Raw genomic sequence first — 13,567 nt, 5'->3', positions numbered from 1 at the left:
TCTTGTTGCTCTTACTGGTTTTCTCGGGTCTCCCATGCTAAGAACAAGGCGTACTTTCAATACCTTGATGCTGTTGATGGCTCTGGCCGTCATCACGCAGCGGGTATTAACGCCTTTTATCGTGCCGCCCCTGCTGGTGCATGCTGACGGCACTCTGGAAATCTGTAGCTGGCAGGGCAGCAGTGAACGCCTGGTTTTCAACAACCAGGGGGAAAGACTGAAATCCCTTCAGCCCAATCATCCCTGCCCCGAATGCACCACCTCCCCGGCCCTCAGTCAGCAAGCCGATCTGTTTCTTCCCGAGTCACCGCAACAGGCGGTGTCCCAGGCCAGGGTTCGTTCTGCTTCCAAACCCGGCGACCATTTACGTCCTCCCCCCCGCGCACCTCCCTTACAGGCTTGAAGCACCCAAACTGTTAGCAAGAATCAATCACTGTGAGAGTCAAGATGCGATTAAATCGAACCCTGCTTTGGGTAGGCCTTGCCCTGTTGGCCATTTTTGCAGGCCTGCAAATCTGGACAGGCAGCAGCCAGAACCCGCAAAACCTTGTGGCTTCCCAGCCCACCGGTGCCCCCTTTACCCTGGACAGCAAACAAGGGGAAGTTTCCCTGAGCGACCTGGATGATGACCAGTTGGCCTTGATCTATTTTGGTTATACCTGGTGTCCGGATATCTGTCCCATGTCCATGGTTTTTCTGGCAAAAGCCCTGAAAAACCTGCCGGAAGAACTCAACAACAGAGTGCAGCCGATTTTCATTTCTGTAGACCCGCAAAGGGACACACCTGAGCGCCTGCAGGCTTATGTTGAATTCTTTGAGGCCGGTATTATCGGCGTGACCGGTGAAGAGGAAGAGCTGAAAGAGCTGGCCCGCCAGTATGGTGCCTATTATCAGCGGGTGGAGGTGGATTCGGCCATGGGTTATGCCGTTGACCACACCTCGGATTTTTATCTGGCCAACAACAAGGGGGAGCTGGTCACAACCCTCTCCCACAACAGCAGTGGCAATCAGCTACAACAAGCCCTGATTGATGCCCTTGAGAAGTCTCCAGAATAGGAAACACGACCATGAAGTCTTTATTGAAACCCTTTTTACTTGTCGTTTTGCTGACCTTCAGCCTGGCCAGTCTGGCCCAGGAACTGCAGGTTCAGGATCCTTATGTCCGGGCTGTACCTCCCGGCTCCCCGGTGAGCGCTGCTTTCATGGAGTTGCATAACCAGGGCTCCGAACAGCGTGCTCTGGTTGCAGCCTCCAGCCCGGTTTCAGAAGTGGTTGAGCTGCACACCCACACCAAAGTGGACGGTGTCATGCAAATGCGCCGGGTCGAAAGCATAGAGGTTCCAGCCGAGGGAAAAACCCTGCTGGAGCCGGGTGGCCTGCACCTGATGCTAATCAATCTGAAGGAAACCCTGACCCCCGGCAGCCAGGTTGAAGTCACCCTGACCCTGGATGATGGCAGCCAGATTGAACTCAGCGTGCCGGTACGCAACGTGAGAGCGCATTCCATGCACACAAAATAGCTGCGCGCACGATTATCGCTCGCGGAGCGAGCTCCCACAGAATTAAAGTGAGCTTCCACAGACAGTTTTGTAGGAGCGCAGTCCCTTTGTGGGAGCGCAGTCCCTGCGCGATTAATAAGCAGCTGCCTTCTCTTTAGAGGGAAGGCAGCTGCTTGCGTGTTTTCCTGACCAGGTTGCGTATCAGCTTCAAATCCAGTTTCAGCAAACTTTTTTCCCGTGACGTCAGGTTTCGGCTGTCAACCCAGTTGTCTGCCTTGCGGCCTGCATCCAGACTTTTCAGTTGGGCCGTCAGCAGTAACGCCTGAAGATTCTGCAAAGCAGCAGCCAGGTCAGCAGCCTCTTCGGGCGGCAATACCTGGCGGGTGACCAGCGCTGTCAGGCGATCCCGTGTACTGACCCCATCGAAAACCCCCTTGATCAGACACAGCAGGCGCACCGTGGATTGCAGAGGCAGAAGACCCTGACGTTTCAGATTCAGGGCATGGGAATGAGGCGCATCTTCCTGATCACCTGCCAAGCGTTCAAAACCATCCAGGGCAACCGGGATTTCATCCAGCAATTCACCCATTTCATGCAAAAAACCGCTGGCTCCGGGAAGCAGTTGCTGCAACTCTTTCCGAAAGGCTTTTTCCAGGCCGGAGTCACCGTAAACAGGGGTGAAATCCAGCAGAATATTGGAAAGCTGCACTCGTTTGACGATGCGATCCGAACTCCAGATACGCATCTGGGCAATCCACTCCTTTAAAGGCTTGCGCCACAGCGGCCAGCGCGCCATGACATGACCCTGACACAGGGGAATACCGACCTGATCCAGCTTTTCGGTAAAGCGCTCTCCCAGATGCTGAAACCAGGTGTCAATTTCCTGATGCCGCTCAAGCGGGTAGTCCTCCAGGATCATGGCATTGTCCTGATCGGGTCGCAGCAGGCTTTCACTGCGGGCACCTGAACCCAGCACAAGCACACAAAAACCCACCGGAGGCTTCCCCCAGCCGTGGCTGTGCATTTCCGCCAGAGAGTCTTCTACAGCCTTGCGATACAGCCAGGCATTATGGTCACTGATCAACTGACTGATGCGCCAGGCGGGCAAATCCAGGCGCTGCAAGGCCTTGACCAGCTGCAGCTGCCAGGATTTAACTTGTTCAGTCTGAAGATCCCGGGGGAAAGATTCCATGACTTCAGCCAGAGGCCGAACCACGCCTGCAGTGACACCCTCAAGTTGCCGTGGGTCTTGAAACAGGTCTCGCCAGGGTGAAGAGCGTGCCAGAAACTGCATACAGCCTCCTTGTTGTTATTATTTTCATTTTAGCCATACAGGAAAATAAAGCCCAACAGAATCCATAAAAAAACCCCGCTTAAAAGCGGGGCTTAGTGACTGGCTTAGGCAAATCTCAGGGTTGCCTAGTCGAGCTTGCGACCTTTTTTCGCTGCAATACGCAGACGCAAGGCATTCAGCTTGATAAAGCCTTCTGCATCCTTCTGGTCATAGGCACCAGCATCATCTTCAAAGGTGGCGATTTCTTCATCAAACAGGGTGTCGTCTGACATGCGGCCCACCGGAATGACATTGCCCTTGTAGAGTTTCAGGCGAACCTTGCCATTCACCACTTCCTGGGATTCGTCAATCATCGCCTGGAGCATTTTGCGCTCTGGGCTCCACCAGTAGCCGTTATAAACCACCTTGGCATAGCGGGGCATCAGCTCATCTTTCAGGTGAGCCACTTCACGATCCAGAGTGATGGATTCAATGGCACGGTGTGCCTTGAGCATGATGGTGCCACCGGGCGTTTCATAAGCACCGCGGGATTTCATGCCGACATAGCGGTTTTCAACGATATCCAGACGACCGATACCATTGGCACCGCCCACCTTGTTGAGTTTTTCCAAAACTTCATGAGGCTTGAGGCGCTCGTCATCAATGGCAACGATATCGCCCTTCTCGTAGGTCAGTTCAATATAAGTCGGCTCATCGGGTGCCGCTTCCGGGCTGACACTCCAACGCCACATGGGTTCTTCAGGCTCGGCCCAGGGATCTTCCAGAATGCCGCCTTCATAGGAGATGTGTAGCAGGTTGGCATCCATGGAATAGGGTGATTTGGTGCCTTGTTTGGCAAAGTCCACCGGAATATCGTGCTCTTTGGCATAGGCCATGAGTTTTTCACGGGACAGAAGATCCCATTCGCGCCAAGGGGCAATAACCTTAACGCCGGGCTTCAGGGCATAGGCACCCAGTTCAAAACGCACCTGGTCGTTACCCTTGCCGGTGGCACCGTGAGAAATGGCATCAGCACCGGTCTGGTTGGCAATTTCCACCAGACGCTTGGCAATCAGAGGGCGGGCAATGGAGGTGCCCAGCAGGTATTCACCTTCGTAGATGGTATTGGCGCGAAACATGGGGAAGACATAATCACGCACGAATTCTTCGCGCAGATCTTCAATGTAGATTTCCTTGACACCCATTTTCTCGGCCTTGGCACGAGCAGGCTCCAGTTCTTCACCCTGGCCCAGGTCGGCGGTGAAGGTCACCACTTCACAGTTATAGGTATCTTCCAGCCATTTCAAGATAATGGAAGTGTCCAGACCACCGGAATAGGCCAGGACGACCTTGTTAATTTCTGACATATAAGCTCCTTAGCTGCCCTGACAGTTCACACAAGGCAGGGATTGATCAATAAACTACAAAAGGGCTGCCGAAGCAGCCCAGAAGGAATAGGTGGGGGAAGTATAACGCAAGCCCAAGTTAAACCCTAGAAGAGGGGTTTAATTTCCAGCTCCCGTTGCAGCTGAATTTCCACACGACGGTTTTTCTGACGCCCTTCAGCTGTGCGGTTATCAGCCACAGGATAGCGTTGACCATGGAATTCGGTGGTAATCATGTCTTCCGGCATACCGCGGGCCACCAGGTAATCAGTGACCTCATTGGCGCGCTGATGGGAAATTTCCCGGTTGCGGGTGCGTGAACCCAGAGAGTCGGTATGACCATCCACCATCACCAGCTCCACTTCGGGGTCAGCATGGACATAGCGCACGATCAGATCCAGCTGCTCCTTGTCGGACTCAGTCAACTGGTTGTTACCGACATTGAAGTTGAGCACCACATCGTGGATCTGGTCGAAATTAACCGGCAGCAGGCGGGCCTGGCATTCCTGAAAGTTGGCAAAAGCGGTATGAAAACGAACCGGTGTCAGGCTGGCACGACGGCGCTGTATGCGCTCATCACTATCGGTCTGCACCAGTGAAGGCATACGCCCCTGGCGCAGGGATTCCAGCACCAGCTCTGTCTGGCGGGTGCCGATACGCAGCGGATAGTCGGTGGTTTTCACCTCATAGTGCCCCAGCTTGCGCGTTCCCTGTCCGGGTTGCCAGTGAGGGGCCAGAGCGACCAGATCCACCCGTCCCTGACGCAGGGAGTGGCGGAAGGTATCGATTTCCATACGCACTTCATCGCCAGCGCGATGGATAAAGCGGGCAACCCCAAAATCGGGGATATAATGATTCAGTTCGCAGCTCAATTGCGAAGGTTCACTGGCTTCCCAAAGCCCGTCTTCGTACCCCCCCTGCCAGGTTGTTGCCATGGCTGAGGAACCTGCAACCAGCAGTAAAGAACCGAGCAAGCCGCCCAACCAGCGTTCAGGCTTGTTGAATTGAATTGCTTGCTGAAAAAGACCTTGCTGACCTGCCACGGCGGACTTCCTTTCAAGGGTAAGTGACTGATATTGATTTTTTACTCTACAGGAGCTGAATCGGCCAGCCCAGCAGAAACTTTAACAAAAAGCATGTTAAGCTAAGCCCATAAAGCTCAGCAACATTCACCAGCCAGGAGACCTGAGTGACTAGCCAGTCCCACAGCAAACACCCCCTATCCCGACGTTTTCGTGGTTATCTGCCTGTGGTGGTGGATGTTGAAACTGCTGGATTCAATCCCCGCACGGATGCCCTGCTGGAAGTTTCCGCGACCACCCTGACCATGGATGATAACGGTATACTCCTGCCCGAGCACTCGCTATCCAAGCACCTCATACCTTTTGAGGGGGCCAATATTGAAAAGTCAGCGCTGGAATTCACCAAAATCAATCTGGAAAGCAGCTTTCGGCAGAGTATTGCCATGGATGAAAAAGAAGCTTTGAATGAAATTTTCAAGATGATCCGCAAGGCCATCAAGGCCCATGATTGCACCCGGGCCATTCTGGTCGGCCACAATGCCAGTTTTGATCTGGGTTTTATCAATGCCGCAGTCGATCGCTGCAACCTCAAGCGCAACCCTTTCCATCCTTTTTCCAGTTTTGATACCGCCACCCTGGCCGCTCTGGCCTTTGGACAAACCGTCCTGGCCAAGGCCTGCCGGGCAGCGGGTATTGAGTTTGACAACAAGGAAGCGCATTCAGCCAGTTATGACACCGAACGCACGGCCGAGTTGTTTTGTACCGTGGTCAATACCTGGCATGAACTGGGCGGTTGGGAACTCGCTCTCAGAACCATGCCAGAGCAGGTTTAGGCTGCAGAAGCCACCGCTTCTTCAATCATTTTTTGCAGCTCACCCTGCTGGTGCAGATCCAGAATGATATCGTTGCCACCCACCAGCTCACCATTCAGCCACAGCTGAGGGAAGGTTGGCCAGTTGGCATACTTGGGCAGCTCGGCACGAATGTCCGGGTGCTCCAGAATATTGACGAAAGCAAACTTCTGGCCGCAGGCCATCAGAGCCTGAACCGATTGGCCCGAGAAACCGCATTGCGGCATTTGTGGTGAGCCTTTCATGTAAATGAGAACCGGGTTGCTACTGATTTGCTCTTTAATGGTATCCAGCGTTGTTGACATGAACTTTCACCTTTTGATTAAGAAAACTGCAGCTATTCGAGAATACCTGACTAACCCGGTCAATTTTAGCTGCCTAAGGCCACAATTAACAAGTTACCGGGAAAATTTTCTGTCTGTCTTGCCAGTCACCCGGCAAGTGCTTAGACTGAATCCCTTTTCCCGAATTCAGCCCAACCCATTAATGAGGATACTTGCAGCATGGCCGATACTGCCCTGATGCACACCTATGGTCGCCTACCCGTTGCTTTTGCTTCCGGTCAGGGTGCCTGGTTAAAAGATACTGAAGGCAAGGATTACCTGGATGCACTCAGCGGTATTGCTGTTTGCGGCCTGGGTCACGCCCACCCGGCCGTTACCGAAGCCCTGTGCAAACAGGCTGGCACCCTGATGCACACGTCCAACCTTTACCGGGTTTCAGCGCAGGAAGCCGCCGCACAAAAGCTGACCCAACTGGCCGGAATGGACAAGGTTTTCTTCTGCAACTCCGGTGCCGAGGCCAATGAGGGTGCCATCAAGCTGGCCCGCCTGCATGGCCATAAAAAGCAAATCGACACTCCCCAGATTCTGGTCATGGATAATGCCTTTCATGGCCGCACCCTGGCCACTCTGAGTGCAACCGGCAATCGCAAGGTTCAGGCCGGGTTTGAGCCTCTGGTCAGCGGCTTTATCCGTTGCCCCTACAATGATCTGGATGCAGCCCGCAGTATTATAGAAAGCCGTTCGGATCTGGCTGCAGTACTGATCGAACCCATTCAGGGCGAGGGGGGCCTGCAGGCTGCCTCTGATGAAGTCATGAATGGTCTGCGCCAGCTCTGTGATGAGCATGACCTGCTGCTGATGCTGGATGAAGTGCAAACCGGCAATGGCCGCACCGGCCACTACTATGCCTATCAAGGCTTCAACTGGAAGCCGGATGTCCTGACCACGGCCAAGGGCCTGGGCAATGGTTTTCCCATAGGCGCTGTCCTGGCCCAGGGTCAGGCGGCCGAACTCTTCCAGCCCGGTCATCATGGTTCCACCTATGGCGGCACCCCACTGGGCTGTGCTGTGGTTCTGGCGGTTCTCAAGACCCTGGAAGAGGAAAACCTCTGCCAACGTGCCAGCCAACTGGGTGAGCGCATCCAAGACCGGCTCCAGCAACAGCTGGGTGACCTGGATGCCCTAGTGGAAATACGCGGTCGCGGCCTGATGATCGGCATTGAACTGGATCGCCCCTGCACTGAGCTGGTCAAGCTGGCTCTGGACAGCGGCCTGCTGATCAATGTCACCGCTGGTTCAGTTATTCGCCTGTTGCCCCCCTTGATTTTTACCGACCAGGAAGCGGATCAATTGGTTGATCGCCTGGTACCGCTGGTCAAAGACTGGCTGGCAACCACCTCTACCCCCTAAACCTGAGAGCCTCTAGTTATGAGTGTCCGACATTTTCTAACCCTATCTGACCTTTCTCCACAGGAGTTGGAGAGAGTCATTCAGAGAGCCATCGAGTTGAAACGCCGCCATAAGGCGGGGTTGCTGGATGAGCCATTAAAAAACAAGGTGCTGGCGATGATTTTCGAGAAATCCTCGACCCGCACCCGGGTGTCTTTTGAAGCCGGTATGACCCAACTGGGTGGCGCGGCCATTTTCCTCTCGCCACGGGACACTCAGCTGGGTCGCGGCGAGCCCCTGGAAGACACCGCACGAGTCCTCTCGGAAATGGTCGATGCAGTGATGATCCGCACCTTTTCCCATCAGGACATAGAAACCTTTGCCGCCTACTCCACTGTACCTGTGATCAATGCCCTGACCGACGACTTCCACCCCTGCCAGCTTCTGGCCGATGTCCAAACCTTTGTGGAATGCCGGGGCAGCTTACAGGGCAAAACCGTGACCTGGATCGGGGACGGCAACAACATGTGCAACTCCTACATGCGTGCTGCCCGCCAGTTTGATTTCCAGCTCAGGGTCTGCTGCCCGAAGGGCTATGAGCCACCTGCCGAGCTTCTGGAAGATTTTGCCGACCGCGTTCGCCTGATTCATGAACCTCAGGAAGCCGTCCGCGACGTGCAACTGGTGGTCACCGATGTCTGGGCCTCCATGGGCCAGGAAGAAGAACAAAACCGCCGTAAAAGAGACTTTGCCAGCTACCAGGTTTCACCCAAGCTGATGGATCTGGCTGCCAAGGATGCTCTGTTCATGCACTGTTTGCCTGCCCATCGCGGTGAGGAAATCAGTGAGGACATGCTGGATGACCATCGCTCAGTGGTCTGGCAGGAAGCCGGAAACCGCCTCCATGCCCAGAAGGCATTGCTGGAATTTCTGATTGCCGGTTCCCCGCTGCAACCTTCACTTTAATAAAAAGCCCCTGACCTTTTGCAGGAACAGGGGCTTTTTTTCAGAAGCCGGACAAGCAGTTAGGCTTAGTGACCTGCCATATCGCCTTCATGGGCATGGCCATGCTGAACTTCTTCTTCACTGGCATCACGTACGGATTCAATGCTGCCTTTGAAGTTCAGGGAAACACCAGCCAGCGGATGGTTGGCATCAATGGTCACGTTTTCGTCATTGGCTTCAATCACGGTAACAACCATCTCGCCACCTGGGCCCTGGGTCTGGAACTGCATGCCGGGCTCAACCTTTTCCACACCTTGGAAAGCTTCGCGCTGAACCTGCTGAACCAGGTTGTCATCTCTTTCGCCATAACCATCGGCTGGCTCAACAGTCACTTCAAACTCTTCACCGGCTGCTTTGCCTTCCAGTTGAGCTTCCAGACCTGGAATAATGTTGCTGTGCCCGTGCAGATAGGAAAGAGGGTTGCCGCCCTGGGAAGAATCCAGAACCTGACCATCGCCATTAGTTAAAGTATAATGAATGGCAATGACCTTATTGGCTGCAACTTGCATAGAATAATCCTGTTTTTGATGAATTGATCTTCCATTTTAGCCATTATCCTGCCCTTTACACAAATTTTCCGGGCAATTTTCTGGTTAAGAGTTTCAATCCATCAGGGGGATGGTTAGACTTGGCAGGATTCTGGTTTCAACCCCCTAACGCGGAGCTGTGGTGAGCAGATATTCCTGGCAAATCCTTGGCCTGAGCCTGCTGTTGCTTGCTTCCGGCTGCTCTTCTCCACCGAAGCTGGATGTGCCCCCTCCATCTGACTTTGAGCCCTTCTATCGGCTCAGCCAGGATGAAACCCTGGCGGATGCGGCCAGGCAACTGGAGATTGACAGGGAGACGCTGGAACGCTTCAACCCCCGCTTCCAGGGAAACCGCTCAAGCAGTCGACGCACCCTCAGAGTGCCCGAGCGCGACTCGGATGTTCCTCCGGAAGGGCCCTATTATTACCGCATCCAAGCCGGTGATACCCTCAGCAAGCTCGCCCAGCATTTTCATATTTCCCTGCTCAGCCTGATTCAAGCCAACCCAGGAATTCAGCCGCAAAACCTGCGTATCGGGCAACGCATCATCATCCCTGTAAAGGGCCGGGACATTCATGATTACCGTTGGCCGGTTGCCAATCCGCAAGTTCGGATCAATTTTTCTTACCAGCGCTGGGGAGTCCATCAGGGCCTGACCCTGGAAACCCCGTCGCGTGAAGAAATTTTTCCCATTGCGCCGGGGCAGGTGGTTTTTGCGGGTGAAATGCGGGGTTTTGGGCGGGTTGTGATTGTTGAACACAGTAAAAAGCATCAATCCATCTACGCTTATTGCCATGCCCTGTTTGTGGAAGAAAGAAACCGCCTGTCAGGGCGTCATCCGGTTTGTTCGGCGGGCAACCAGCGCCAGATTGACAAGCCGGGGATTTATTTTGAACTGCGTGAAGAAGGGCGTGCCGTGTCACCGGAAAATTACCTGCCCGCCCTGCCCTGGAAGTAGCCTAAAGCTCGTGGTTGACCTCATCAATCAACAGCTCATGACGCCTTAGACTGTTCAGACTCTTGCGCCCCAGACGTCCAGCGACCATAGCCATCAGGCCCTCAACAAAAACCAGAAAGGCAGCCATGGAGTTGCTGTACCAGGTGCCACTGGTGGGAGCCACAAAAGTCAGGGAGGCTTCGGTGGCCAGAGGCGAACCGTGGGAATCGGTAATCGCTACCACCTGCATACCGCGGTTAGCCGCAATCCGTGCAGCAGCCACCGTACCGCGGGTATAGGGGGCAGCTCCGATCACCACCAGCACATCTTTTTCCGACAGTTCAGTCAGACCGTGGGCAATACCATGGTGCGGGTTACCCAGGAGACTGACATCCGCCCGCAACAGGCCCAGGGCATAAGCAAAAAGATTGGCCACTGTATAGGCCTGACGCAGGCCATAAACCCGGATTCGGGGCGCATTGATCAACAGGGTCACGGTTTTTTCCAAAGCCTCCAGATCCAGCCCCTTGAGCATCTGGGCAATATTACTGGTTTCCTCTTCTGCCACCTGGGTCATCAAGGCCAGGGACGCGGGTGTGGCTTTGTCTTCACCTTCCTCCTCTTCCAGCAACTGCCCCACCAGATCACTGTAAAAACTGGTGCGGCTGGTGCGCGCCAGATGGTTACGGAAAATCAACTGGAATTCGGCAAAACTTTCAAAACCCAGCTTGCGTACCAGGCGACTTAAAGTGGAGGCATTGACACCGGTATCGGCAGCCAGAGTGGAAATGGAAGCCACGGCCACCTCATCCGGCTTGTCCATCATCTGGGCCAGGGCCTTCATGGCTCTTTTGCCCAGCTTGATATCGCCCGAGGGTGAGTTGAGCTTCTGTAATCTGCGCTTCAGCTCTTCCAGGGTGCGAGGTGCCAAGAGGCTGCCCTCCCTCATCTCAATCGCGCCCCAATAAAGGAGCACGACTGGCTTCAGCCAGGGATTGGAATTCCACCCGCACCCCCTGCTCATTCACCCAGGCGGTAATCAGGCGCGCAGGCACCAGATCAAAGTAGATATTGCGCACCTGCACCGAACCCAGAGGCTCCAGCTGCATTTCCTCGGTGGGCATTTCTTCCAGAACCACATCTTCTGCTGCGGTGAGGCTATGCTTGAAACTTTCCGCCAGCACCCAGAAGGGTACGCCTGAATCTCTTGCTGCCAGCGCCAGCAAGCGGCTACCTGCCTTATTGACCAGGGTGCCATCACGCAGCAGGCTGTCGGCCCCCACGATCACCTTGTCCGCCTGGGGTACAAAATAGGCCATCTGGGCTTCAGAAATAAACTGGGTGGGAACCGCCATCTTGTTCAGAAATCGCGCCAGCTTGCGCCCTTCCATACCCGGCCGGGATTCGGTGATGATCGCTTCCAGCTTGATGCCCGCCTGATAACAGGCACTGAATAACGCCATTACGGTGGAGCTGGTGCTGTGGGTCATGATGGTCATGCCATCCTTAAGCTCCTTCATGCACTCCTGAACGGCCAGCAAACGCGACTGCCGTAATTCTTCAATGACCTCCTCGGCAGCCACCTGGGCCTCGCCTCGGGCAGCTTTCAGATCCTCTTGAGGCAGGTGCTCCAGACAGCTGGTCCAGCGTTGCAGGGCATTGCGAACGGCAACCATACTGGGACGGGCTTCACCCAGCTGGGTTGCCAGATCCGTCAGTTCCCTGACCAGCTCAGCAGTATCCTCAGCCTCACAGCCATCGGCAAAGTCGATGATGTCTTCCAGTGTCTTGCGAGCCAGAGTGGCCGCACCACTGTTCAGATCCTCTTTAACAGCCCGCAAACGCCGGAATTTAAAGTCAGCATTGTCTTTGGCATAAATCATGCCTTAGATCCCCCTTCCATTGCATCTCCTCTCGTTGTTCTGCTTAACCGGCCTGCTGCCTCAACTCTCTGGCTGCTTGCAGTGAGCGGGCCGCCAGATTTTCCAGAATACTCCAGTCCCGCCTCAGCAAAAGCTCCCTGGGCAGCATCCAGCTGCCGCCAACAGCAACCACACAGGGCATGGCAAACCAGTGCGCCAGGCTGGATTCATCAACCCCCCCGGTGGGTACAAACTGCATTTCCGGCAAGGGAGCCCGCAAAGCCTGCAGGTAAGCCGGGCCACCCAGTACCTGGGCCGGGAAAAGCTTGACCTGGCGGTAGCCCTGCAAACTGGCCTGCAGAGCCTCACCGGGAGTGGCCACCCCCGGTAAAAGACGTATGCCCAGCTCTTGCGCTGCCGTACACAGCTCGGGGCACCAACCGGGAGTCACCGCCAGGGTCAGCCCCAGATCTTTCAGCCTCTGTAACTGCTTGGGCGTGCGTACACTACCTGCTACCAGGGTAATTTCCGTGGATCTGAGTTGTGCCAGCACCTCCCAGGCCGCCTCTTCGCGCAGGGTGACTTCAAGGACACCATAACCCGCGCTTAACAGGGTTGCCGCCAGGTCTTCAGCCAGCTCAGGCATCACCGCTGAAGCCCACACCGGAATCAGGGGCTGCTCTGCCAGAAGAGAAGACCAGTCGAAGGGAGACACATGGGACATGACGCACCTCTAGTCGTTGAGAAAGTCACTCACCAGGCGCCGAAAACCTTCGGCCTGCTCAGCATGCAACCAGTGCCCGGCATCCAGCTCGGCCAACTCCAGGCTCGGAAAACCGCGCTTGAACTCATCCAGAAGGTCATCCGTAATATAGTCGGACTGGGTGCCCCGAATGGCCAGGGTCGGGCCGCTAAAGGTCTTGTCTTCAGCCATGGCCGGAGGTGCATCAATAATGGCCTGATAATCACGGCTGATTTCCTCAATACCCACCCGCAAACGCAAGCCATCTTCTGTTTTGACCAGATTGGTCAGAAGAAATAGCCGGATTTGCACCTCATCCACATAATCAGCCAGCAGATGATCAGCTTCACGCCTTTCATGCCAGGGCTCCTGGGCATGCAAAGCACGCAACCCTTCAATAATCGCTGAATGAGTGTGCTCATAACGAACCGGAGCAATATCCGCAAGAATCAGCTTGTCGACCCGGTCAGGGTGGCGTAGAGCAAACTCCATGGCCACCTTTCCGCCCATGGAATGGCCCAGCAAGCTGACCTTGTCCAGATCCTCACTGTCCATCCAAAAGCGCAGATCTTCCGCCTGCTGGGTGTAACTCATGCTTTGGGCATGAAAACTGCGCCCATGATTGCGCAGATCCAAACACCAGACGCCAAACTCGTCGCTCCAGTTCCTGGCCAGACCCCGCCAATTATCCGCACTTCCAAACAGCCCATGCAGGACAACCAGGGGCTGCCCCTGTCCATAACGCTGATGCGCCAGACTACTCATGCAAGACTCCTTCAATCAGTTGATTC

At 54.9% G+C, this 13,567-nt stretch carries 16 protein-coding genes; 7 read left to right on the top strand and 9 right to left on the bottom strand.

The window, feature by feature from the left end:
* Positions 1 to 34 precede the first annotated feature (34 nt).
* The 3 genes from LG323_RS02070 to LG323_RS02060 are packed head-to-tail and all read left to right on the top strand — an operon-like array spanning position 35 to position 1,520.
* Positions 35 to 403, top strand: a complete 369-nt coding sequence (locus LG323_RS02070; protein ID WP_404418605.1) for a hypothetical protein — start codon at positions 35 to 37, stop codon at positions 401 to 403.
* Between the two features lie 44 nt (positions 404 to 447).
* On the top strand, positions 448 to 1,056 hold the full coding sequence (locus LG323_RS02065; protein ID WP_404418604.1) for an SCO family protein: 609 nt from the start codon (positions 448 to 450) through the stop codon (positions 1,054 to 1,056).
* Positions 1,057 to 1,067: 11 nt separating this feature from the next.
* The gene (locus LG323_RS02060; RefSeq protein ID WP_404418602.1) at positions 1,068 to 1,520 is read left to right on the top strand and encodes a copper chaperone PCu(A)C; all 453 of its coding nucleotides are present in this window, start codon (positions 1,068 to 1,070) and stop codon (positions 1,518 to 1,520) included.
* A 133-nt stretch (positions 1,521 to 1,653) separates the two neighbouring features.
* On the opposite strand, the gene LG323_RS02055 is transcribed toward LG323_RS02060, so the two are convergent.
* The 3 genes from LG323_RS02055 to LG323_RS02045 form a co-directional block, all read right to left on the bottom strand.
* The gene (locus tag LG323_RS02055; RefSeq protein WP_404418600.1) at positions 1,654 to 2,793 is read right to left on the bottom strand and encodes a DUF294 nucleotidyltransferase-like domain-containing protein; all 1,140 of its coding nucleotides are present in this window, start codon (positions 2,791 to 2,793) and stop codon (positions 1,654 to 1,656) included.
* A gap of 125 nt (positions 2,794 to 2,918) precedes the next feature.
* Positions 2,919 to 4,139, bottom strand: a complete 1,221-nt coding sequence (locus LG323_RS02050; protein WP_404418598.1) for an argininosuccinate synthase — start codon at positions 4,137 to 4,139, stop codon at positions 2,919 to 2,921.
* A gap of 125 nt (positions 4,140 to 4,264) precedes the next feature.
* Positions 4,265 to 5,200, bottom strand: coding sequence for an OmpA family protein (locus LG323_RS02045; RefSeq protein ID WP_404418596.1), 936 nt, complete (start codon positions 5,198 to 5,200; stop codon positions 4,265 to 4,267).
* A gap of 146 nt (positions 5,201 to 5,346) precedes the next feature.
* Between LG323_RS02045 and rnt the strand changes: the two genes are divergently transcribed.
* A complete protein-coding gene (gene rnt / locus LG323_RS02040; protein WP_310696247.1) occupies positions 5,347 to 6,012 on the top strand; it encodes a ribonuclease T in 666 nt (221 codons plus the stop codon).
* On the opposite strand, the gene grxD is transcribed toward rnt, so the two are convergent.
* Entirely contained in the window at positions 6,009 to 6,335 is a 327-nt protein-coding gene (gene grxD / locus LG323_RS02035; protein ID WP_310696249.1) for a Grx4 family monothiol glutaredoxin, read from the bottom strand. The genes rnt and grxD overlap by 4 nt on opposite strands.
* A 198-nt stretch (positions 6,336 to 6,533) precedes the next feature.
* Here grxD and LG323_RS02030 point away from each other — a divergent pair, with 198 nt between their 5' ends.
* Entirely contained in the window at positions 6,534 to 7,724 is a 1,191-nt protein-coding gene (locus LG323_RS02030) for an aspartate aminotransferase family protein (RefSeq protein WP_404418594.1), read from the top strand.
* An 18-nt stretch (positions 7,725 to 7,742) separates the two neighbouring features.
* Positions 7,743 to 8,669: an ornithine carbamoyltransferase gene (gene argF / locus LG323_RS02025; protein WP_310696252.1), complete on the top strand. Its 927-nt coding sequence runs from the start codon at positions 7,743 to 7,745 to the stop codon at positions 8,667 to 8,669.
* A gap of 65 nt (positions 8,670 to 8,734) precedes the next feature.
* Here argF and LG323_RS02020 read toward each other — a convergent pair whose 3' ends face one another.
* A complete protein-coding gene (locus tag LG323_RS02020; RefSeq protein WP_404418592.1) occupies positions 8,735 to 9,217 on the bottom strand; it encodes a peptidylprolyl isomerase in 483 nt (160 codons plus the stop codon).
* Between the two features lie 160 nt (positions 9,218 to 9,377).
* On the opposite strand from LG323_RS02020, the gene LG323_RS02015 reads away from it, so the two are divergent.
* Positions 9,378 to 10,193 carry a peptidoglycan DD-metalloendopeptidase family protein gene (locus LG323_RS02015; protein ID WP_404418590.1) on the top strand — a complete coding sequence of 272 codons (816 nt, stop codon included), beginning with the start codon at positions 9,378 to 9,380 and terminating at the stop codon, positions 10,191 to 10,193.
* Between the two features lies 1 nt (position 10,194).
* Here the strand turns inward: LG323_RS02015 and LG323_RS02010 are convergent, their stop codons facing one another.
* Genes LG323_RS02010 through LG323_RS01995 form a run of 4 tightly spaced genes read right to left on the bottom strand, consistent with a single transcriptional unit; the run spans position 10,195 to position 13,541 of the window.
* The gene (locus LG323_RS02010) at positions 10,195 to 11,103 is read right to left on the bottom strand and encodes a MurR/RpiR family transcriptional regulator (RefSeq protein WP_404418588.1); all 909 of its coding nucleotides are present in this window, start codon (positions 11,101 to 11,103) and stop codon (positions 10,195 to 10,197) included.
* Between the two features lie 19 nt (positions 11,104 to 11,122).
* Positions 11,123 to 12,055, bottom strand: coding sequence for a translation initiation factor eIF-2B (locus tag LG323_RS02005; RefSeq protein ID WP_310696258.1), 933 nt, complete (start codon positions 12,053 to 12,055; stop codon positions 11,123 to 11,125).
* 43 nt (positions 12,056 to 12,098) lie between these two features.
* Complete coding sequence (locus LG323_RS02000) at positions 12,099 to 12,758, bottom strand: bifunctional 4-hydroxy-2-oxoglutarate aldolase/2-dehydro-3-deoxy-phosphogluconate aldolase (RefSeq protein WP_404418585.1); 660 nt, start codon at positions 12,756 to 12,758, stop codon at positions 12,099 to 12,101.
* A gap of 9 nt (positions 12,759 to 12,767) precedes the next feature.
* The gene (locus LG323_RS01995) at positions 12,768 to 13,541 is read right to left on the bottom strand and encodes an alpha/beta fold hydrolase (protein ID WP_404418583.1); all 774 of its coding nucleotides are present in this window, start codon (positions 13,539 to 13,541) and stop codon (positions 12,768 to 12,770) included.
* Positions 13,542 to 13,567: the final 26 nt, after the last annotated feature.

Origin of the sequence: Marinospirillum sp. (assembly GCF_044810985.1) — a bacterium.
Lineage (GTDB): Bacteria > Pseudomonadota > Gammaproteobacteria > Pseudomonadales > Halomonadaceae > Marinospirillum.
This window is presented reverse-complemented; position numbering and strand designations above follow the sequence as displayed.